Raw genomic sequence first — 22,196 nt, 5'->3', positions numbered from 1 at the left:
TTTTTTGTCACTTTTTTATGTAAATAATTCCGCAAAGGCTATTTTTTTCTGTAGTAAATATTTCCTTGCTGGTAGTCTATGGCAAATTTGAAAAAATAGATTAGGGAATATGTCTAAAATACGTTCAATGAGTTTAACTACCCGTATCATGATTGGCATGGCACTGGGTATTGCAGTAGGCTTTTTATTTCAGGCTATATTAGCTGGTGAAGACGATTATCTAATTCCTCTTGGGTTATTCTCTTTGCCAATTAAAGCTTTTTTTGTAGATGGCCTTTTCCATGTTGGCGGACAAATTTTTATTGCCAGCTTAAAAATGTTGGTTGTGCCGCTGGTATTTGTATCGCTTGTATGTGGTACGTGTAGCTTGAGCGATCCTAAAAAATTAGGCCGTTTAGGTGGTAAATCGATTGGCTTATATTTAGTTACAACTGCCGTGGCAATTACCGTAGCTATTTCACTGGCGTTATTATTTAACCCAGGTCAAGGCATTGCACTGCCATCAGATGCAAGCTTCAATGCTAAAGAAGCCCCTACCTTAGCGCGAGTTATTATCGATATGTTCCCTACTAACCCATTCGAAGCAATGGCTAAAGGGAACATGCTGCAAGTTATTGTGTTTGCGCTTTTATTTGGTGTATCAATGGCGCTAAGTGGCAAAGCAGGTAAACGTGTAGCCGCAGTATTTGAAGATTTAAACACGGTTATTTTAAAACTAGTAACGCTACTAATGAACATTGCACCTTACGGTGTGTTCTTTTTAATGGCTAAACTTTTTACCACTATCGAAATGGGGTTAATACTCAGTCTGGCTAAGTACTTCCTTGTAGTCGTGGCAGCGTTATTAATTCACGCATTTATTAATTACAGTATCATTTTAAAAGTATTAACAGGCCTTAACCCACTTACCTTTTTAGCTAAAATGAAACACGCGTGTTTATTTGGTTTTAGCACTTCAAGCTCAAGCGCGACTATGCCTATTACACTTGAAACCGCGACCAAAAAACTCGGCGCTAATAACTCGGTTGCCTCTTTTACTATTCCGCTAGGCGCTACCATTAACATGGATGGCACAGCTATTATGCAAGGCGTGGCAACAGTATTTATTGCACAAGTGTTTGCTGTTGATTTAACGATTTCTGATTACTTAATGGTTATTCTAACCGCGACGCTTGCCTCGGTAGGCACCGCAGGTGTGCCTGGTGTGGGTTTAATTATGCTTGCAATGGTACTTAACCAAGTAGGTTTACCAGTAGAAGGTATTGCAATTATTATTGGTGTTGACAGGTTACTCGATATGACGCGTACAGCCGTTAATATAACGGGTGACTGTATGGTAACTTGTGTGGTTGCTAAATCAGAAGGTCAATTAGATGAAACAATATTTAACGACCCGAACGCAGCTAAAGACTTAGAAGATTACCACAAATCTACTGAGTAATTATTAAAGCCCATCAAAAAACCCTTGCTATGCAAGGGTTTTTTATTACCTTTAATAACGTTTTATGGGTTCATTGCTTTAAAACGCGACATTAAATTAACGCCTGCTTTATTTACAGAGCTACTTAGCCCAATTCCTAACTTATCACTTAATCCTTTCTTAATTTTGTATTTTACTTTGTATATTTGACGCTCAGCTTGTTGCTCTAATAACGCATCATCACTGGTTTTAATTACATCAACTAAGCCCTTTTCAATTGCTTGTGTTGCAAACCAATGCTCACCCGTTGCCACATTATCAATATTAAGTGTTGGCCGTTGGCTGCTTACAAACTCTTTAAACAAACCATGTGTTTGCTCTATTTCATCACGAAACTTTTCGCGGGCTTTATCTGTGTTTTCGCCGAACAAGGTTAACGTACGTTTAAATTCGCCAGCTGTAATTTGCTCAAACTCTACATCGTTTTTCTTTAAAATTTTATTAAAGTTAGGTATTTGTGCAATTACACCAATAGAGCCAACAATAGCAAAAGGAGCCGCTAATATTTCATCGGCCACACAGGCCATCATGTAACCGCCACTCGCTGCTACTTTATCAATAGAAACCGAAAGCTTAATACCTGCAGTTTTAAAACGCTGTAATTGCGATGCAGCTAAACCATAGCCATGCACCACGCCGCCGCCACTTTCTAAGCGAACTAATACTTTATCTTTCTCAGGATTAGCAATGGCAATAATTGCGGTCACTTCTTCGCGTAGGCTTTCAACTTCATGAGCGTCCATACTACCTATAAAATCAATAACATATAGGCGTGGCTTCGGCTCATCATTTGCCGCTTTTTTAGACTCGACTTTTTGCACTTTATGATGCGCCTTTAACTCTTTTTTAGTTAAAGTATTTTCTAAAAAGCTGTGTTTTAAGTCATCAAGTTGCTCAGACAAATCGTCTATTTCTATGGCTCCTTTTTTAGCTTTAGGCTTTACTGCTGAACCCACAATAAGGGTTAAAATAATTGCAATAGCAATAACAAAGGTAACCGTTTTAGCAAAAAACAAACCGTATTCGTATAAAAATTCCAACTGGTCTCTCCATTTATAAATTTAAGCTAATTTATCATGCTTTATAACAAAAAAAAGCCACTAAACAGTGGCTTTTCAAGGTTAATAAGGTTGTTGCTGATTAATCAGTCACAACCTCTGGGTTACTGACTAATAACATACGCCCGCGTGCAGCTAAATAAGTAGCTACTTGGAGCTGCATTTCAGCGTTTGCTGCTGCACTGCCCTCAACTGTTGCCGCTTGGGCATCGTCTTGTGCTGGCGTTAAAATTGAGCCATGGTGCCCTTTTGTAAATTTCACCAAATAACTCGCCGGGGTTTCACTTAGTGCTTGTGAAGTGCTTACTGTTTCAAGCCCCATTAATGTTGCTAACGGAATTGTGCCCGATATAGGGTTATTTGCTGCCGCTGGCGGAATAACTTGGTCTGGTTTGTTATCTGCGCCATCGCCTACAACTACATTAGTGTATACAGGTGTACCTAATGCATTTACCGCTGCTGCGTAATTTGTTGGGTCTCCGCTATCAAGTGCGGTTTGCGCTGCAAAAGCAAACTCGGTCATTACCGCTTGAATGTTAGCAAGTTTTGTAGTTTCCCCTGCCGTAGTAAGTGAGGTTACATACGCCTGATAGCCACAAGTTAAAAAAGCTTCCATATCTGGTAATAATGTACCACAGTTTGAAATAGCATCCGCTTGTAAAAACTCGTTAAACTCTTGCGATTCTGCTGTACCAGCTTGCGATAATACAGAGCCTTGAATAAATGGCCCAAACGCAGCCGATTCAAGTAAGAAGCTTGCTATGCCGCCACCGCCACTGGCAAGTGCTACCGTGTTTACCTTAAATAATGGGTCAACTGTATCTGCAAGCGGAGTATTAGCCTGAGCTATAAATGCAGGTGCAACAATAGAGCCTAAAGAATGCCCTACATAGGTTACATCTTGTGCGTTAATTGTCGCATCATTAATAAAGTTTAAACCTAAGCGTAAGCCTAATAAATCTGCTGATGATTGACGCAAGCTATCACGAGCCACTAATAATGAGTTTAAGTTCATGTAACTTAGTACTGAGCCCGTCGTTGCATTAAAGTCATCTGTCCCATCAGCATCAACATCTACACCACGCTCACCATGGCGAGGATGGTCAATCGCCGCTGTGGCAAAACCTTGAATTGAAAGTTGTGCAGTGAGTGCCAACATGCTTTCTTTGTCTGTTGTTATACCGTGTTGCATAATAACAACTGGCCAGCCAGTTTCTGGCATTTCAATTGGATCAAGACCTTGTGAATCACGAATAAAATTAATAACCGGTAAAATAGGTTTGGTTATTTGCACTGGCACATTCGCCATGCTTTGCACTTTAGGAATAGAGTTATACTTAGTTAAATGGCGCGTAGTGTCTAAACCTAAATCACGCAACTGTCCGTCACTTAACGCAGCACAAAGCCCATCATTATCGCTAATTGGCTCTGCAGGGAAAGCCTCGCCTGCTGCAGCTTTGTAACCTAAAACAGCTACCGCGTTGTCACACATACCTTGCCAATATGTATCATTTAAATCGCTTATTTCAGTGCCTGTTGGGGTGCCTAAATACATAGGTAACATAACGCTACCTTTTAAATATTGCACACCAGAGAACGCATCCGATACGCTAACACCCGCAGCTGCAAATACTTGCTGCACATTTACCATTGCTTGTTCAGGTACACTTACCATTGGTGTTGGCAAAGCATCATTTTGTAAGCTAGCTGCCAGTAAGTTTTTAATTGTGCCAAGCACAGGACCTGCTGATTGAATGGTCATAGCAGCAGAAAATATAATATCATCTTTTGTAATATCACCTGAGCTTACAACCACATTCTCATAGCTATTTACTGCCGCTTGAAGACCAAGCTGAGCATCAGTAATCAATGGAGCTTCTTCACTTACAGAAGCGTAAGTAGAAGAAGGCTGAATAGAACGCCCTTGAGAGTCTTTTAATCCAGTGGTTAATACATTTATGTATGAACTTCCTGGTGTGAAAGGTTTTAATGGGATAATAGCAACTGCATCGCCAGAGGCTTGAGAAATAAAGTCTACGCCGTAGGTTAATTCACCTACCAATTTACACGCTGAACCAGCTGTAACAACAGCACATTCTGCATCAGTTAAGCTTGCGCCCATAACCACTTCAAAAATTCTTACTGTACCAGGCGACGCTGCAGAGGTTTCATCAAGCGATACACCTGTAGGGAAAGTTAAATCAATTTTGTAAGGCACTTGCGATGACCAGCCATCTAACGCACCTAGCGCTAATTGCGGATCTGCATAAGCAGCGCGAGGCACAGAGACGTTATCATCGTCTAATTCACCTGGAATATTAATTGTGCCGTCTTGAGTGCCGCTCATTAATAAATCGTTAGGGACAGATAAAACCCCATTCGCAGGGTCAAAGGTCACCGTGACATTAGGTATTATGGTTGCATTATCGTTTTTAACATCTTCTAATGTTTCTCCGCCGCCACAACCTGCTAACGCAGCTGTAACCGAGAGTGAGAGTAGCATTTTTTTCATATTGTTGGCTCCGCACATATCTTTATTTTTATAGTGTGTTCGTTCAAAGTAAGTGTGTTTAATCAGTGTAGTAAAGTTAAAACAATGTAATCAGTTTATTAATGAGACATTAGACCAGTTAAACTTAACGTAAAGTTTATAATTCCGCCACCTAAATTTTCAATAAATTCGATTACTTGACGATTTGCTATGTTAAAATCAAAAAAATTTTATAAATTGGTATTTATATGCAAACTTATCAAGCAACTCCAAATGCGCTTCAAAATAAAGTAATTTTAATTACAGGTGCCGGCGATGGTATTGGCCGCGTAGCAGCAATTACCTACGCAAAGCATGGCGCGACAGTTATTTTACTTGGTAAAACAACAAATAAGCTCGAATGCGTTTACGATGAGATTGTCAATGCTGGTTACCCTCAGCCTGCTATTGTGCCAATGGACTTAAAAGGCGCGACAAAACAAAACTACCGCGATTTAGCAGCTACAATCGAAAGTCAATTTGGCCGATTAGACGGCTTATTAAATAATGCCGGTATTTTAGGGTCGCTAGGGCCACTTGAGCACTTTTGCTCTTCTACGTTTGAAAACATCATGAAAGTGAATGTTACTGCGCAAGCAATGATCACCAAAGCGCTATTCCCTGTGCTGCGTAAATCAGAAAATGCCTCTATTGTTTTCACTTCATCAAGCGTTGGCCGTAAAGGGCGCGAATTTTGGGGGCCTTATGCAATATCTAAATTTGCAGTTGAAGGAATGATGCAAACATGGGCCTGCGAAGTAGGTAAAACCAATATCCGTGTAAATTGTATAAACCCTGGCGCAACGCGTACCTCTATGCGCGCATCAGCGTATCCAGGGGAGGATCGCGACAAACTTGCTACCCCCGAAGATTTAATGCCAACGTATTTATATTTAATGAGTGATGACTCGAGCAATGTAAACGGTGAATCTCTCGATGCGCAACAAAAAAAGTAAACTACATTTTTAATTATAAAAAAAGCCGCATTTATTGCGGCTTTTTTGTCGGTAATCTTTTGTAATTATACCTATTCGCTACATTAAGCGAGCTACTTTGGGCTAGAAAAACGTGTTGTTCGCTTGGCAAAAAATTCGCTATTTAGCTGTGCTAAATGAGCATTTTTTTACCTCGGTAGCGACACGTTTAGCCCCGCAAAATGATTAAGTATTATTACGGATTGGTATTACTTACGCTTAGTTTGCTTAACACGTTGGTTATGCTTTTTAACCGCTTTACGAATTTGGTTAATTTTAGCACGCTTGTCTTTGCGTTTTTCAGGCATAACCGACAGTTTAGTTTGTGTTTCGCGGCCTAATTTAACTGTTTTACGTAAATAGTTAACGGTTTCTAAATCAAGTTCAGCCCAGCCACCTTGAGGAAGGCGCTTATCTAGCTCTAATTTTCCGTAACGAATACGAATAAGTCGCGATACTTCTACATCCTGCGATTGCCATAAGCGGCGAACTTCGCGATTACGCCCTTCGTTTAGCGTTACATTGTACCAACGGTTAATGCCTTCGCCACCCAGTGATTTAACCGTTAAAAACTTAGCCGGACCATCTTCAAGCTCTACGCCACGCGTTAGGTTTTTAATGGTTTCATTGGTCACTTCACCAAATACACGGGCTGAATATTCACGCTCAACTTCATAACTTGGGTGCATTAAGCGGTTCGCTAACTCACCATCGTTGGTAAATAACATTAAACCTGCCGTGTTAATATCTAGACGACCAACAGCAATCCAACGCTCACCGTCTATGCGTGGTAAACGGTCAAAAACAGTACGACGTCCTTCTGGGTCTTTACGTGTACTTAACTCCCCTTCTGGCTTGTTGTACATAATTACACGACAAATACGGTCGGCTTTTTCTTCAATTTTCACGCTGTGGCCATCAACACGTATTAAGTCTGTTTCCTCAACACGGTCACCTAATTTAGCCACTTTACCATTAACACTAACGCGGTTTGCATCAATGTATTTTTCCATTTCACGTCGTGAGCCTACCCCTGCACGGGCTAGGACTTTTTGTAACTTTTCACCTTGAATACTCATTCGGATGGTTCTCTCACAGAAGGATCACTTAATAACTGGTTTATTTTACTTTCCTGTTGCGCTGGCAATGCAGGGAGTTCATCTAAACCGGTTAACGAAAAATAATCTAAAAATAATTTTGTTGTTGCATAAAGCGCTGGTTTACCAGGTACTTCTTTATGCCCTACTACTTTAACCCACTCTCGCTCAAGGAGGGTTTTAATAATTGCTGATCCGGTTGTTACGCCTCGTACTTGCTCTATTTCACCACGCGTTATTGGTTGCCTGTAGGCAATTAACGACAATGTTTCTAGTAGTGCGCGAGAGTACTTAGGTGCCCGTTCTTGCCATAAATTACTAAGCCAAGGGCTTAAACTACTACACGCTTGAAAGCGATAGCCACTGCCTACTTCAACTAGCTTAATGCCACGTGTTTGATAGTGGGTATGTATAGCGTCTATTGCAGTGTTAATTCGTGACATAGAAATAGCTAAATCAGCCAATACAGTATCTTTTAAGTGGCGTTTGCTAACAGGTTTGTCTGCGACAAATATAGCCGCTTCAATGATCTCAATTAATTGTTCATCACTAATTCGACGACCCACCATAATATTTTGCTTTGCCCTTTAAAATACGTAGCCATCTATTATGACAGAACATCGCAAAAGGGGGAAAATATATCTGCTTTTAAAACAAATTAAATGCACAAAAAAGCCAGCAATTAATGCTGGCTCTTATGTGTAGCGTATTTAGCTAATATTAGCTGTTTTTATAATGCTTTAGCGCATCATCTTCAGCAACGGCTTTACCGTATTTGCTAATGTAGCCTTTAAACTCACCTTTACTGATGCGTTTATCATTGTTGCCATCCATGTAACCAAAATGATTTGAAATATCATCATCGTCAGCTTCTTCTACTGAGATGTAACCATTTTTGTCGTTATCTAAACTTCTAAAATCATTTTCGATTTTATCAAATTTAGCTATTTTAGCTTTAAATGCCGACTCACTTACTTCGCTGTCAGTCGCTACCTTACCGGTATTTAACTGCATGTAAGTGTTAAATTCTTTACGACTGATCTCGTTATCCATATTGGTATCAATATTTGAAAAGTGGCCCCAGATGCTATCGTCATCTGCTTCTACTTTTGAAATATAACCATCACTGTCGTTATCTAAACTTGCAAAATCGCTATCGATTTTTTCAAGGCCTTGGTTTGAGGCACAAGCGGCTAAACTTAACGAAGCTAAAATAGTTGTTGCGAGTGTTAACTTTTTCATAAGACGTATCCTTGTAGTTAGTAAATGTCACTTTAACTAATACAAGTTCAATGCCAAAGTGCACAAGCCGCCAACAATCAATGAGTTATGTGCATTCAGCTTATTTTATATACATTAATCAATTACTTAGCTTTGCAATGATTGCTGCATACCTTGTAATTTTTGCAAAAAAATACCCAGTACAAACTGGGCATTATTTTAATCTATATGTTACCGCGAAATTAGATTGCTGCGTTTTGGTAACGCTTTACAAATTCAGTTACGTTTTGTCCGTTACACTTTAACGAGTTTAAGTTACCAATTTTTTGGCGAACAGGCGCAAGGCCTTGCTTTAACGCTGTGATACATAACTGTGTTTCTTGGTGTGCATCTTTTGCAAACACTTCAACTTTTAATTCAGCAGCTTGGTTAGACGTTACTTTTTTAGCAATGTCACGAATATCTTGACCATTACATAAAACACTTTTAGAAAAACGCGATAAGTATACACCGTGTTGTGCTGCTTCTTTACGCGCTGCGCTAAAGCCTTCATTTGCACTTAATACACATAATTTAGATTCAAGTTTATTATCTTGGCTAAAGTAAGTGTTGCTTTTTGCTGATACAGACGCAGAGGCTAATAAAGCAGTAGCTAAAAGTAATTGTGTTTTCATGAGAGAGATCCTATTTGAACGACTAAACAAGTAATTTTTGCGCATTATATATTCAATAATTACGAGATCAATTGAATTTTTTATTTATTTAAATAATTAATAAAGCATTTACAATGTTTAAACTTTACGCACCAATTGATCAACATTTGCGCAGCTATTTTCTCATTTCGATCATGTTATGTAGGCTTATTTACTGATACAATTTAGTTATAAAACAGAGTCTAATTAAAGGTAAATTTTATGAAGGTTATTTCTTTCAATATCAATGGTCTGCGAGCTCGCTTACACCAGTTACAAGCAATTATAGATAAACACCAGCCAGACATTATTGGTTTGCAAGAAATTAAAGTTCATGATGAGGCGTTCCCTCTCGAGGACGTACAAAAAATGGGTTACCACGTTTATTTTCATGGTCAAAAAGCGCACTACGGTGTGGCAATGTTATGCAAAAATGAGCCTAAATCGGTCTTAAAAGGTTTTGCCAGCGACACTGAAGAAGCACAAAAACGCATGATAAGTGTGACAGTTGAGCAAGAAAATGGCCGCGACCTAACGGTAATGAATGGTTATTTCCCACAAGGCGATAATATAAATCACGAAACAAAATTCCCTTATAAGCGCCAGTTTTACAAAGATTTAATGACCCATTTAGAAACAAACCACACGCCCGATGAAGACGTTATCGTTATGGGCGATATCAATATTTCGCCTACCGATTTAGATATTGGTATTGGTGAAGTAAACGCTAAACGCTGGCTTAAAACAGGTAAGTGCTCGTTTCAACCAGAGGAGCGCGAATGGCTTGCTAAATTATTAAATTGGGGCTTTAAAGATACCTTCAGAGAGCAAAACCCTGATACAAGCGACAAATACTCGTGGTTTGATTATCGCTCTAAAGGGTTTGTAGATAATCGTGGCCTACGCATTGATGTTGTACTTGCTACCCATGCCCTTGCCGAGCGATGTATTGATACCGGCATAGATTACGAATTACGCGGCATAGAAAAGCCCTCTGACCATGCGCCAATTTGGTCAACCTTTAAATAATTGCTATGTTAACGCTTAAAATGCAAGGGCTACTTTGGGCCCTTGTTTTAATTATTACCTTTATAAGCGTAGAAAAAAATACCTATAAAGCACTTTATAATACGCCTGCACGGCAAATAGGGGTACTTGCGTGTGCGTTAGTGTTTGCCATGTTATGGCAAATTAAAGCGGGTATTTTAAGCGGTCTTGATTTACACATTTTAGGTGTAACTGCCGCAACGCTAATTTTAGGGTGGCGTCTTGCTATTTTAAGTAGCCTGCTGGCCAGTGCCCTATTGGCGGCTTTTGCAAACATTGATCTTAACCTTTTGCCCATGCAAATACTGTTTGGTGCATTTATTCCTACATTATTAAGCTACCTTGGCTTTATAATGAGTTATCAGTATTTACCGCGTCACTTTTTTGTTTATATTTTTGTATGCTCTTTTATATTGGCAGGCTTTATTGCATGTCTAAAAATAAGCTTAGGGGCTTTGTTTTATTTGCTTATAGGGCAATATAATTGGCAGGAATTGGCAGATAATTACGTATACCTAAGTGCTATCATTTGGTTTCCTGAGGCAATGCTCAACGGTATGGCCATTACGCTTTTGATCACTTATCGGCCACACTGGGTCAAAACTTTTTATGATAAGGACTACCTAGACTCATGAGTCTGCAATACCAATGCCCTTTATGTAACCACGCACTTTTAAAACATAATTCATCACTTCGATGTGACAATAATCACACCTTCGACTTTGCCAAAGAAGGCTATGTAAATTTATTACCGGTGCAACACAAAAACTCAAAGCAACCGGGTGATTCGCTCGAGATGGTACAAGCAAGGCGTGCTTTTTTAGAGCAAGGCTTTTACGCATTTTTACAGCGCGCATTAAGTAATATAATTAGTGAGCGCAAACCAAACGTGCTAATAGATTTAGGCTGCGGCGAAGGATTTTATACTCATGCCATTGCCGATAAAATAGAGGCGCAGGTATACGGCGTCGATATTTCTAAATCAGCCGTAAAATATGCAGCGAAGCGATACCCACAATGTCATTTTAGCGTTGCATCAATTAGCCAGGCGCCTTTTAAGTCAGGCACTGCTGACGTATTGCTGAGTGTTTTTGCGCCTTTGTTTGAGCAAGAGCTGGCGCGTTTAGCAGCGCCAAATGCCACATTAGTAGTTGCAAGCCCAGGGCCGTGGCATTTAAAAGAGCTCAAAGAATATATTTATGCAGATGTAGCAAAACACACTGAAATTGACACGCCAAGCGGCTTTATAAAAGCAGATCAAAAGCTCATTACAGAACAGGTTACGCTTAATTTTTCAGATATTAAAAATTTAATAATGATGACACCGTTTGCGTGGAAATTTAGACCTGAACATTGGCAAACTCTTGAAGAAAAAGACGCCCAAAGCGTCACCCTATCGTTTTACATTACCGAGTTTAGTAAAGCCGATTGATGTTTTAATAACGAGTGTTTGTGAGGAGATTACTGACTGGCTATATTGAGTCAGCTCATATGCCAGAGGGAGTGTTATAAATAAACAGAGCAAAGCGTGCGCTCTGCTCATACACTTATAGATAAACGCGCTCTAAAATTGTTCTTTAGTAAACGCTTTATCCATTTTATCAAACATGTCTTTTAATAAGTGTGCAAGCTCCATATAACGGGGCTTGTTTTCGCTTATTTGGGCTTGGTAGCCATTTGCCACCATTTTGGTATATAACTCGTTGTACCATTTTTGCATGCTCGGTTCTAATGGTGTTTCGGCTCGCTTACCTAACCAAAACAAGCCTTGCAACGGCAACGATAAAAAAAACAATGCACTGGCAATCGCTTGCGGTAAAAAATCGGGGCCTAAATAGTTAAGCTGAAAAAATAACGTAAGCATGGCTAATATTGGCATTACAGTAATTGCCAGCTCGGTTGCCTTAATTACTTTAAATTCGTTAAACAACGGTGCTAACTCTTTACGCATAGGCCATTTTTTTGCATATAACCTACCCGTTTGTAATTGTGACATCACACTTTTTTGCATCATGACTCCTCACATCTAAACTTTTAAACCCGTAGCGCCTGCTTGCCACTGCCTGTAAGTGTAACACAAATAAATAGCTTCACACTTTAGCAGTAAAAGTTATTGTTTTTGTATATATAAGCAACTAAACACTAAACTAAATTTATTAACTGGGTTAAAATACTCATCTTATAAATTAGACTTTAGTCGCTTTTTTATCACCTATATGGTGGCTAAGTTTACCTTTAATTTGCACCTTAAGTGTATTGTTCATATCTTAACGTACACTTACTAAATTTATTGTTTATGGAAACTGTATCTATGCCAACTACGCCCTCTAAATCACAACACGTTTTAGTATTAAACTGTGGTAGTTCGAGTTTAAAATTTGCCATTATTGATGCTGATAACGGGCATGAAATTATTTCGGGCTTAGCTGAACGCCTAGGTTCAGAAAATCCATCTATTAAATATAAATACCAAGGTGATAAAACCGTTATCACCTTAGCTGCTAATCAAGCGCATGGTGAAGCAATTAATACGCTTGTGAGCCTAATTAAAGATCACCACTTAGATGAGCATTTAATTGCCGTAGGCCATCGTGTTGTACACGGTGGTGAGCACTTTACTCAATCTGCATTAGTAGATGAAAAAGTCATTGCGGGTATTTCAGATGCTTCAAGCCTTGCCCCTTTACATGGCCATGCAAACTTACTGGGTATTTCATCAGCGCAGGCTTCGTTTGCTGGTTTGCCACAGGTTGCTGTTTTTGACACTGCATTTCATCAAACCATGGATAAAGTAGCCTACTTATATGCACTCCCTTACAAGCTATACACAGAGCACGGTGTTCGCCGTTACGGTATGCACGGCACAAGCCACTATTATGTAGCAGGCCAAACCGCTAAATTAATTAATAAGCCTGTTGAGCAAAGCAATTTTATTAGTGCGCATTTAGGTAATGGTTGTTCTGTGTGTGCAATTAAAGGCGGTAAAAGTGTAGATACTAGCATGGGCTTAACCCCGCTTGCTGGGTTAGTAATGGGCACCCGCAGTGGTGATATCGACCCTGGTTTATTTAACTTTTTAACAACACAACTTAATTATGATGCAAAACAAATCGACAACTTACTTAATAAAGAAAGTGGTTTGTTAGGTATTAGTGAACTGTCTAACGACTGCAGAACCATAGAAGAAGCCGCTGTAGCTGGCCATGAAAAAGCCGCCCTTGCACTTGACATTTTTTGCTACCGCCTTGCTAAACAAATTGCCGCCTACATGGTGCCATTACAGCAGTTAGATGCGCTTATTTTTACCGGTGGTATAGGCGAAAACTCAGATATTATCCGCGAAAAAGTAATCACACAACTGGCGTTTTTAGGCCTAGATTGCGATAAACAAGCCAACTTAGATGCGCGATTTGGTAATGAAGGCATTATTAGCTCTGACAACGCGACCACTAAAGCGGTTGTAATGCCAACTAATGAAGAATGGGTGATTGCCCTTGATGCCGCTAACATTGTGAAGGAGCTTTAATTATGGCACGTCGTATTATGTTAATTCCGGTTTCTACGGGTGTTGGTTTAACATCTGTTTCTGTCGGGTTAGTGCGTGCGCTTGAGCAAAAAACCGTGAAAGTTAACTTTTTCAAGCCAATTGCCCAGCCACGTACGGGTGAAACAGGCCCTGAAAAATCAACTCAAATTATTATGCAAGGCTCATCAATTACCCCACCAACTCCCTTTGCATTAAGCTATGCAGAGCAAATGATTGGCGATGGTAAGGGCGATGATTTACTTGAAGAAATAGTAGAGCGCTTTGAAAGTAAAATTAACGATGACGAAGTGGCTATTATTGAAGGTATGGTGCCTACTCGCCGCCAACCTTATGCAGGGCGTGTAAACCGCGAAATAGCCCAAACTCTGGGTGCCGATATTGTATTTGTATTAACCCCTGGTAATTACACCATTACGCAAATTGAAGACCGTTTAGAAATTGCTGCTGGGTATTATGGTGGCATTGATCACCCGCGTGTTTTAGGCTGTATTTTTAACAAAGTGAATGCCCCGCTTGATGAAGAAGGCCGCGCCCGCGCTGATTTGGTCGATTCATACAAAGCAGAAGAGCTCGATAACGAATTAAACCGTTTAGCTTCTTTACCTATTTTTAGAAAAAACCCATTTATGCTGTTAGGCGCCATCCCGTGGGACTTTGAATTAGTTGCGCCGCGCGTTAAAGATTTAAGCGCGTATTTAAAAGCCACCATAATTAACGAAGGCGACATGCTACACCGTCGCTTACGCCGTATTACATTTTGTGCGCGTACTGTATCAAACATTTTGAACCACTTTACACCGGGCGCATTATTAGTCACCCCGGGCGATCGTTCAGATATTTTAGTCGCTGCGTGTTTGTCGGCCATGAACGGCACTAAAATTGGTGCTATTTTACTTACCGGTGGTTTTGAACCAGAGCCGCGTATAATGGCGCTGTGTGAACAAGCAATGCAAACAGGCTTGCCTATTTTAGCCACAGAGGCCGATACTTGGCGTACATCATTACTACTGCATAATTTTAATATGGAAGTACCAAGCGATGATGACCAACGTATTGAAAAAGTAAAAGATCACAACGCAGAATATATCGATTCTGATTGGCTCGATACGCTTGCAAAAAATGTTGGTAAAACACGTAAGCTCTCTCCTCCTGCGTTTCGTTATTTACTTACAGATAAAGCCCGTAAAGCAGCTAAAACAGTGGTACTTCCTGAAGGAAATGAGCCGCGTACTATTAAAGCCGCGGCTATTTGTGGACAACGTGGTATTGCCAAAACAGTATTACTTGGCGATCGCGATGAAATAATGCGTATTGCCGAGCAACAAGGTATTGAGCTTAACGAACATGTAAGTATTGTTGAGCCAAAATCGGTGATTAACGACTATGTTGCACCTATGGTCGAAATTCGTAAAAGCAAAGGCTTAACAGAAGTCGTAGCACAAGAGCAATTACAAGATAATGTTGTACTGGGCACTATGATGCTTGAGCAAGGTAAAGTCGATGGCTTAGTATCTGGCGCTGTTAACACAACAGCTAATACAATTCGCCCACCGCTACAGCTAATTAAAACTGCTCCAGGGTCATCACTTGTATCGTCTGTGTTTTTTATGCTGCTGCCTGACCAAGTACTGGTATATGGCGACTGTGCAATTAACCCCGACCCTAATGCAGAACAATTAGCAGATATCGCTATTCAGTCAGCCGACTCTGCAGCCGCGTTTGGCATAGAGCCACGTGTTGCCATGATAAGCTACAGCACAGGTACTTCTGGCTCTGGCGCCGATGTTGAAAAAGTGCGTGAAGCCACGCAAATTGCTCAACAAAAACGTCCTGATTTAATTATTGATGGGCCATTGCAATACGACGCTGCGATTATGGAAAATGTTGCTCTTAAAAAAGCACCAAATAGCCCAGTAGCCGGTAAAGCTACGGTATTTATTTTCCCAGACCTTAATACCGGTAACACAACCTACAAAGCCGTACAACGTAGTGCCGATCTAATCAGCATAGGGCCTATGCTACAAGGTATGCGAAAGCCCGTTAACGATTTAAGCCGTGGCGCATTAGTCGATGACATAGTGTACACCATTGCACTTACGGCTATTCAAGCAGCTCAAGTTGAAGCGCTCGAAAACGCCTAAATCAAACTAGTGCTTTTTATAGCCTAGCTAATATTTACTTATTAATTAGTTAGTTAGGCTATTTATACCTACCAATTCCCATACTTATCCACAGAAATTGTGGGTAAGTTTTAAATCCTTATTACCCACAGTCACACAGCCTTTATTTTAGTGGCTGTTACACCTTTAATTTAAAGCCAATAATCTATACTATTAACTGACTCTATACGCTGTTTGCAGGTTATTAATGTCAAAACAAACATTACAATTACACAGCACGCTGTTGTCAATTCATAGTTTAGAAGTGGATGCAGACATTCCTGTAGCGCTATTAAAATTACCCCTATTTTTTATTTCTAAAACTCATGATGAGCTTTCTATTGTTTGCCCTAGTCATTTTGCTATTGAGTGTTTAGATACAGAGCCTGATTGGCAAGCACTTGAAGTGGTTGGCCCGTTGGGGTTTTCTTTAACGGGGATTATGGCCAATATATCTGGCGTGCTTGCAAAGGCTAATATTTCTATTTTTTCTATCTCAACCTACGACACAGATTATATTTTGGTAAAAAAACACACTGCGCAGCAAGCCATCACTGCACTTAAAAACGATGGCTACAATTTAGTAGTAGATCAATAAATGAGAGCAGCCTCTATCGAGTTTTTAGCGCAAAATAAGCTCCCCGCCAGCGCATTAAAAATTACCAGCCCCTTTAGCGGCAAAGTCATTGATTTGAACCTGCACCCTGAGCCCTTTTTTAAATTTTCTACCCTTGGGCCAACTATGTTGGTTGCACTAAGTAATCATAAAATTTTAGCGCCCTTTGATGGCACTTTAGTGAAGGTTAAAAATGCAGGATGTGAATTTATTCTCCAAGCAAATAACGGTTTAAAGGTTCTCATTAACTTGTCACTGCCGGCGCAGCAGCCTATTACACACACACATATTGCACAGCTAAATGGCAGCAAAATAAGCAAAGGGCAGCGCTTAGCTTACTTTGATTTACGCGAACTTAAATCGCCCTTACTGGCCAGCTTGGTGCTATTAAATGGCCATAACTTAGGCACTTTTCATTATTCACACACGCAAGTAAATGCGGGTGTAGACCCCCTTTTAACTATTATTAAGAAGAACTAAACCTATGATCACTCTTTACGGCATTAGTAATTGCGACACCATTAAAAAAGCCAAAAAATACCTCGCCGACAACAACATAGATTTTACCTTTCACGATTACCGAAAAGACGGTGTAAACGAGCAGCTTGTAAGCGAATTTGCTGAGCATATTGACTGGGAGCAATTAGTTAATAAGCGTGGCACAACCTATCGCGCACTCGCTGATGAGCAAAAGCAAAACCTAAGCAAAGACACGGCTATAACATTACTTGTAGAGCAACCAGCTATGATCAAGCGCCCAGTGCTTGTTAATAACAACAGCTACCACTTAGGCTTTAAAGCTGCGCAATACGATGAGATATTTAAATAATGACACATGAAGTAATTGCACTTGCACAAGCGCTTATTCAGCGCGAGTCGGTAACCCCTGAAGATGCGGGTTGCCAATCAATGATGAACGAGCGTTTAAAAGCCCTAGGCTTTAATATTGAGTCATTATTTTTTACCGATACACTCAATACATGGGCCCGAAAAGGAAACCAGTCGCCACACTTTTGTTTTGCAGGCCATACCGATGTAGTCCCTACAGGACCTGCACAAAACTGGCAGCACCCGCCATTTTCAGGCTTAATTGAAGATGGTTTGCTGCATGGCCGAGGCGCAGCTGATATGAAGGGCTCTCTGGCAGCAATGCTTGTTGCTACTGAGCGCTTTGTGGCTAAAAACCCTGATCATAAAGGCTCAATCTCATTTTTAATTACCTCTGATGAAGAAGGCCCCTTTATCAACGGCACAACCAAAGTAATAGACACGCTTGAAGCACGTGGCGAAAAAATTGATATGTGCTTAGTGGGCGAGCCTTCATCGCGAGATGTACTCGGTGATGTAGTAAAAAATGGCCGTCGTGGCTCCCTTACTGGCTTTTTAAAAGTAAAAGGTGTGCAAGGCCATGTAGCCTACCCCCACTTAGCACAAAACCCAATTCATTTGACTGCCCCCGCCATTACTGAACTTAGCCAAACAGTGTGGGACAACGGCAATGAATTTTTCCCTGCAACCAGCTTCCAGGTATCAAATATAAATGGTGGCACGGGGGCCGGGAATGTCATACCGGGCGAGCTTGAGGTGCAATTTAATTTTAGATTTAGTACCGAAGTAACTCATCAGCAATTACAAGAACGGGTTAATGCTATTTTACAAACGTATGACTTAAACTACGAATTAAGCTGGATAGTAAACGGCTTGCCGTTTATTACCGAGCATGGCCCGTTAGTTGATGCCACCGTAAATGCGATTAAATCTGTCACGGGGTTAACTACTAACCTCGAAACCACCGGGGGTACGTCAGATGGGCGCTTTATAGCGCAAACAGGCGCAAAAGTGATTGAACTAGGCCCGCGTAACGCCACTATTCATAAAGTAGATGAATGTGTAAGCACCGATGATTTAATCGCTTTAGCAGATATTTACGAGCAAATTTTAGAGCAATTGTTGACCTAATGGCACTCGATACCAATACATTAGCAATGTGTATCACTGGACAAAGTGATACACACCTCACTGAGATTCAATCGCATCGGTTACATACTGATATTATTGATGACTTTATAGCCCTGCAAAATGGCGCTAAAAATGCTGGTTTTGAGTTGACTATTGCCTCAAGTTTTCGCGATTTTAATCGCCAAGCTATGATTTGGAATAACAAGTTTTTAGGTATACGCCCTGTTTTTAATAAACAGCAACAGATAGTGGATTTAAGCAAGCTAAATGAGCTGGAAAAATGCACGGCTATTATGCTCTACTCTGCCTTGCCAGGGGCTAGTCGGCATCATTTAGGTACCGACCTTGATGTGTATGATACCGCTGCAATTAACGATGACTATAAGCTGCAACTTACCCCTGATGAATACCAACATGGTGGGCCATTTGCGCCACTCAGCCAGTGGCTTGATAAAAATCTAGCTAAATATGGTTTTTATCGCCCCTACAAACAGGATTTAGGCGGCGTAGCACCTGAACTTTGGCATATTAGCCATATTAAGCAATCTCAGCGGTTAGTAAACACATTGAGCGAAGCGATGCTTTACGAATGTATAAGCAACAGCGATTTAGAGGGTAAGTCAGCCATTTTAGATAATTTACCCGCGCTATATAAACGTTTTATAACAAATGTAAGCCCGCCTTAATAGCGGGCTTTTATTCACTTTAAAAGCCATCAGTACTGATAAAACGTGGCAACTTTTATTGGCATTACCGCGCTGTATGCTTATTTAATATAAACACCAATACCGAGCCAAGTATTAGTGAGCTTGCAATAATAAACTCCACTGTTACCTGCTCAGATAAAAACAACATACCTGCAATAGCAGCTAGTACAGGCACACATAACTGTACAACCGCCGCTTGCGTGCTTTTTAGTAGTGGCATGGCCACATACCAAATACTGTAACCAATGCCTGATGCAATGGCGCCCGAAGCGCACGCTAGCAGCACCCCTTGCATACTTACTGTTTTTAAATAGCCTATTGCTACAAGTAATAAAACAGGAAAAGCCACTAAGCTCCTTATAAAGTTAAAGGCGGTGGTACGAAGCGGCGATACACACGCTTTACCGCGTATACTGTAAACGCCCCATGCAACACCACTTAACGCCATAAGCGAGGCCCCTAACAAAGAAGGCACAGCGGCAGAGGGCAACATTAAATAAACAAATCCAGCTAACGCGACAAAAAAAGCCCCCCACTGCAATTTACTCAGCTGCTCTTTTTTATATATGCCCCAACCAATCATGGTAAGTTGCACCGCCGAAAATAAAATAAGCGCACCGGTGCCTGTATCTAGCTCTATATAAGCAATAGAAAAACAAAGTGCATATACCAATAAACTAATACTGCTTCGCCAACTTCCGGTATCACTTAAAATAGCGTTATTAAGCGCGCCCTTACGCTTAAGGTTATACGTATATACAGCCATAATTAAGCCTAAACACACGGCACCACTTACGAGCCTGATAATTGTAAAATTCCACGCATCAATATAACCTTGCGCTAACGCCATACGGCAAAGTAAAGAATTTGCCGCAAAGGCTATTAATGCAACGAGGGTGTATAAAGTGGCTTTCAAAATCGCTCCTTAACTAAAACCTTATAATGAGATGCTTTAAATTGGCTTGCTCAGCCAGCGCTGTATTTAAACAGCTGAGCCATTTAGCTGTAAAGCGGCATTGTTGTAATTACTCTAATCTTATTCGCAGCATTATAACTTTATATACTGCTAAATTGCTGTAATTAAGCGTCTATCCTCTGGTATTCACAAGCTATTCATGATGATATGCCTACCTTAAATACACGTAATTTAACTAACGCGTGGCTACCTTAGGGAGAATAATTTTTAAATCCTCACAGGTCTATATACCCTAAAGTAGGCTACGCTTTTTTACACTATTTCACACAAATCCAAAACCAGAGTATGTTAATCTTTAAAACCTAACTATATAGGAGTGCTCAGTGCGCCAAAGTATAATTTTAAGTGTTTGTTTTATATTAAGTGGATGCAGCACCATAGGCTTTAATGATTTATTTAACGACTATGCAAGCCAAATGACGCCTGTAAGAAACGCAATTCAAAATAACAATATTGAACAGGCTCAATCACTTATTGCCAACAATAGTAAGTTACACAGTAGCTATTTACTTAACCAATTAGAGCAAGCCCGTTTAAAAGACCTTGCTAACGAGCAAAGTCTTTCACAACAACAATTTGAAAACGTATACGCCCAGGTACAAACAAAACGAGAAGCAGCAAAAATTCAATTAAGTGCAGGGCTTGAACAAAGTAACGCCTTATTTACTAACGACTCTGCCATTACCTATGTACCACCAGCATATGAAATGAGCATGCTACATAGCTACAAAGCACTTAATTATGTATACAACAGTGATTTAGAAGGCGCCTTGGTTGAAATACGTCGCGCTAACAAAGTACAAGTCGATGCACTTGCAGATAATAAAACACAAATAAACGACACAATAGAGCAAGCACAACAGCATTACCCAAGTATGAGTAATGTGACACGAGGTATTAAAAATGGTTTTCAAAATGCCTTTACGTTTTATTTATCTGCGCTGTTGTACCAAAGTGATAAACAATACGATGATGCCTACATTGATTATAAAAAAGCATTAGAGATTCAACCTGACAATCACTACTTACAGCAAGATGTAATGCGATTAGCTAAAAAGCAAGGTTTTAACCAAGATTTAGAAGAGTTTGAGCGCCGCTTTAGCCCATTAAAGCCCCTTCGTGCTAATCACGGTGAAGTGGTTATATTGTTTGAACAAGGCTTAGTGCCTAAACAAGATGAATTTAAATTACGCTTGCCTATTTATACCTCAGGTGGCGATGCGCGTTTTTACAGTTTAGCAATGCCGGTTTATAAAGATAATGCGTTTATAGCTAATATTAATGGCGTAAATATAGGTTCTCAGAATTTAGAGCTCAACCCATTAGTGCATATAGAAGCATTAGCGGCTAAAACATTAGAGCAACAAATACCGGCTCGCGTATCTAGGCAAGTATTACGCTTAGTAGCCAAAGAAAAAGTGCGCGCAGAGCTTGCACGTAGCACAGGTGATGTAGGCAATATTATTGCTAATATTTATAATTTGGCGTCTGAGCAGGCCGATACACGCAGCTGGCTTACTTTACCTAATCAAATAAGCATGGCTCGTAGCAGTTTAAATGCAGGGTCGCATACACTTTTAATAGGCAACCATGCGCCTATTAATTTTACCGTTAGTAAGCAAGGGTTAACCTTAATTTACCTAACCTCTATTAATAACTATTTTAACTACCATGTGGTTCAACTCTAGGAGTCATCATGAAATATACTTTGCCATTAGTGGCTGCATTAATGCTTGGGGCATGTGCAAGCCAACCTGATACATCAGGCATTTCGGTTGAGCAAAGCAAAAATACATTTAACGAGCAGTTACATGTTGATAATCCTGCTCTAGGTGAAAAGCTTGCCATTACCGATGTTAAAACACGCCAAACAAACCAGTTAACCGACGTGGTAGTAACACTAAGCAGCCAATATAAAAAGTCGCAATATTTACAGTATCAGTTTAATTGGTACGACAAAGACGGGTTTGTAATTAAAGGAAACCACTCACCTTGGCAAGCCTTAACACTGTTTGGTTTTTCTAAAACACAATTACCCGGCTTAGCGCCAACACCGGATGCGGTTACATTTTCGCTCGCTGTAAGAGAAGTGTCTACCGACGCACAAGAATTTAAAGAATAAGGGTTATAAAG

22 protein-coding genes are annotated in these 22,196 nt (G+C 40.2%); 14 read left to right on the top strand and 8 right to left on the bottom strand.

What is annotated here, in order from left to right; translation table 11 throughout:
• Window positions 1-109: 109 nt before the first annotated feature.
• A complete protein-coding gene (locus tag EJ103_RS07165) occupies window positions 110-1,441 on the top strand; it encodes a dicarboxylate/amino acid:cation symporter (protein WP_004587790.1) in 1,332 nt (443 codons plus the stop codon).
• Window positions 1,442-1,503: 62 nt separating this feature from the next.
• On the opposite strand, the gene sohB is transcribed toward EJ103_RS07165, so the two are convergent.
• Together sohB and EJ103_RS07155 are read right to left on the bottom strand one after the other, a co-directional pair.
• A complete protein-coding gene (gene sohB / locus EJ103_RS07160; RefSeq protein WP_126006759.1) occupies window positions 1,504-2,520 on the bottom strand; it encodes a protease SohB in 1,017 nt (338 codons plus the stop codon).
• Between the two features lie 100 nt (window positions 2,521-2,620).
• The gene (locus EJ103_RS07155; protein WP_126006757.1) at window positions 2,621-5,050 is read right to left on the bottom strand and encodes a VolA/Pla-1 family phospholipase; all 2,430 of its coding nucleotides are present in this window, start codon (window positions 5,048-5,050) and stop codon (window positions 2,621-2,623) included.
• A 227-nt stretch (window positions 5,051-5,277) separates the two neighbouring features.
• Between EJ103_RS07155 and EJ103_RS07150 the strand changes: the two genes are divergently transcribed.
• Window positions 5,278-6,024: a YciK family oxidoreductase gene (locus EJ103_RS07150; RefSeq protein WP_126006755.1), complete on the top strand. Its 747-nt coding sequence runs from the start codon at window positions 5,278-5,280 to the stop codon at window positions 6,022-6,024.
• A 227-nt stretch (window positions 6,025-6,251) separates the two neighbouring features.
• On the opposite strand, the gene rluB is transcribed toward EJ103_RS07150, so the two are convergent.
• The 4 genes from rluB to EJ103_RS07130 form a co-directional block, all read right to left on the bottom strand.
• Window positions 6,252-7,121: a 23S rRNA pseudouridine(2605) synthase RluB gene (gene rluB, locus EJ103_RS07145; protein WP_004587786.1), complete on the bottom strand. Its 870-nt coding sequence runs from the start codon at window positions 7,119-7,121 to the stop codon at window positions 6,252-6,254.
• The gene (scpB, locus tag EJ103_RS07140; RefSeq protein ID WP_126006753.1) at window positions 7,118-7,708 is read right to left on the bottom strand and encodes an SMC-Scp complex subunit ScpB; all 591 of its coding nucleotides are present in this window, start codon (window positions 7,706-7,708) and stop codon (window positions 7,118-7,120) included. Before scpB ends, rluB begins: the two co-directional genes overlap by 4 nt.
• A gap of 151 nt (window positions 7,709-7,859) precedes the next feature.
• Window positions 7,860-8,381 carry an EF-hand domain-containing protein gene (locus EJ103_RS07135; RefSeq protein ID WP_004587784.1) on the bottom strand — a complete coding sequence of 174 codons (522 nt, stop codon included), beginning with the start codon at window positions 8,379-8,381 and terminating at the stop codon, window positions 7,860-7,862.
• A gap of 221 nt (window positions 8,382-8,602) precedes the next feature.
• Window positions 8,603-9,034: an exonuclease III gene (locus EJ103_RS07130; RefSeq protein ID WP_126006751.1), complete on the bottom strand. Its 432-nt coding sequence runs from the start codon at window positions 9,032-9,034 to the stop codon at window positions 8,603-8,605.
• Between the two features lie 240 nt (window positions 9,035-9,274).
• Here EJ103_RS07130 and xthA point away from each other — a divergent pair, with 240 nt between their 5' ends.
• From xthA to EJ103_RS07115, 3 genes are read left to right on the top strand one after another with little or no spacing between them, the layout of a single operon-like run.
• On the top strand, window positions 9,275-10,081 hold the full coding sequence (gene xthA / locus EJ103_RS07125; RefSeq protein ID WP_096041844.1) for an exodeoxyribonuclease III: 807 nt from the start codon (window positions 9,275-9,277) through the stop codon (window positions 10,079-10,081).
• Window positions 10,082-10,086: 5 nt separating this feature from the next.
• Window positions 10,087-10,734, top strand: coding sequence for an energy-coupling factor ABC transporter permease (locus tag EJ103_RS07120; RefSeq protein ID WP_126006749.1), 648 nt, complete (start codon window positions 10,087-10,089; stop codon window positions 10,732-10,734).
• Entirely contained in the window at window positions 10,731-11,531 is an 801-nt protein-coding gene (locus tag EJ103_RS07115; protein ID WP_126006747.1) for a putative RNA methyltransferase, read from the top strand. The genes EJ103_RS07120 and EJ103_RS07115 overlap by 4 nt, the downstream gene beginning before the upstream one ends.
• Before the next feature lie 132 nt (window positions 11,532-11,663).
• Here EJ103_RS07115 and yfbV read toward each other — a convergent pair whose 3' ends face one another.
• Window positions 11,664-12,110 (bottom strand): terminus macrodomain insulation protein YfbV, encoded by a 447-nt coding sequence (yfbV, locus tag EJ103_RS07110; protein ID WP_054982400.1) that lies wholly within the window; start codon window positions 12,108-12,110, stop codon window positions 11,664-11,666.
• A 300-nt stretch (window positions 12,111-12,410) separates the two neighbouring features.
• Here yfbV and EJ103_RS07105 point away from each other — a divergent pair, with 300 nt between their 5' ends.
• The 7 genes from EJ103_RS07105 to EJ103_RS07075 all read left to right on the top strand — a co-directional run bounded on the left by EJ103_RS07105 (window position 12,411) and on the right by EJ103_RS07075 (window position 19,066).
• Window positions 12,411-13,625, top strand: coding sequence for an acetate kinase (locus tag EJ103_RS07105; protein ID WP_126008737.1), 1,215 nt, complete (start codon window positions 12,411-12,413; stop codon window positions 13,623-13,625).
• Between the two features lie 2 nt (window positions 13,626-13,627).
• Complete coding sequence (gene pta / locus EJ103_RS07100; RefSeq protein ID WP_126006745.1) at window positions 13,628-15,787, top strand: phosphate acetyltransferase; 2,160 nt, start codon at window positions 13,628-13,630, stop codon at window positions 15,785-15,787.
• Window positions 15,788-16,013: 226 nt separating this feature from the next.
• Window positions 16,014-16,403 (top strand): ACT domain-containing protein, encoded by a 390-nt coding sequence (locus EJ103_RS07095; RefSeq protein WP_004587776.1) that lies wholly within the window; start codon window positions 16,014-16,016, stop codon window positions 16,401-16,403.
• On the top strand, window positions 16,404-16,901 hold the full coding sequence (locus EJ103_RS07090; protein WP_126006743.1) for a PTS glucose transporter subunit IIA: 498 nt from the start codon (window positions 16,404-16,406) through the stop codon (window positions 16,899-16,901). It begins immediately after the preceding gene.
• 4 nt (window positions 16,902-16,905) lie between these two features.
• Entirely contained in the window at window positions 16,906-17,250 is a 345-nt protein-coding gene (locus EJ103_RS07085) for an ArsC family reductase (RefSeq protein WP_096041847.1), read from the top strand.
• The gene (dapE, locus tag EJ103_RS07080) at window positions 17,250-18,380 is read left to right on the top strand and encodes a succinyl-diaminopimelate desuccinylase (RefSeq protein ID WP_126006741.1); all 1,131 of its coding nucleotides are present in this window, start codon (window positions 17,250-17,252) and stop codon (window positions 18,378-18,380) included. Before EJ103_RS07085 ends, dapE begins: the two co-directional genes overlap by 1 nt.
• On the top strand, window positions 18,380-19,066 hold the full coding sequence (locus tag EJ103_RS07075) for a M15 family metallopeptidase (protein ID WP_126006739.1): 687 nt from the start codon (window positions 18,380-18,382) through the stop codon (window positions 19,064-19,066). Before dapE ends, EJ103_RS07075 begins: the two co-directional genes overlap by 1 nt.
• Window positions 19,067-19,130: 64 nt before the next feature.
• Here EJ103_RS07075 and EJ103_RS07070 read toward each other — a convergent pair whose 3' ends face one another.
• Window positions 19,131-20,003 carry a DMT family transporter gene (locus tag EJ103_RS07070; protein WP_126006737.1) on the bottom strand — a complete coding sequence of 291 codons (873 nt, stop codon included), beginning with the start codon at window positions 20,001-20,003 and terminating at the stop codon, window positions 19,131-19,133.
• A 383-nt stretch (window positions 20,004-20,386) separates the two neighbouring features.
• Between EJ103_RS07070 and EJ103_RS07065 the strand changes: the two genes are divergently transcribed.
• Both EJ103_RS07065 and EJ103_RS07060 read left to right on the top strand, forming a co-directional pair.
• Complete coding sequence (locus EJ103_RS07065) at window positions 20,387-21,751, top strand: adenine DNA methylase (protein ID WP_126006735.1); 1,365 nt, start codon at window positions 20,387-20,389, stop codon at window positions 21,749-21,751.
• Window positions 21,752-21,759: 8 nt separating this feature from the next.
• Window positions 21,760-22,185, top strand: a complete 426-nt coding sequence (locus EJ103_RS07060) for a YcfL family protein (RefSeq protein WP_024032667.1) — start codon at window positions 21,760-21,762, stop codon at window positions 22,183-22,185.
• Window positions 22,186-22,196: the final 11 nt, after the last annotated feature.

The organism is Pseudoalteromonas sp. Xi13 (assembly GCF_003952205.1).
In the GTDB taxonomy this organism is placed as follows: domain Bacteria; phylum Pseudomonadota; class Gammaproteobacteria; order Enterobacterales; family Alteromonadaceae; genus Pseudoalteromonas; species Pseudoalteromonas atlantica.
The sequence above is the reverse complement of the archived record's forward strand: the minus strand, read 5'-3'. Positions and strand labels throughout refer to the sequence as shown.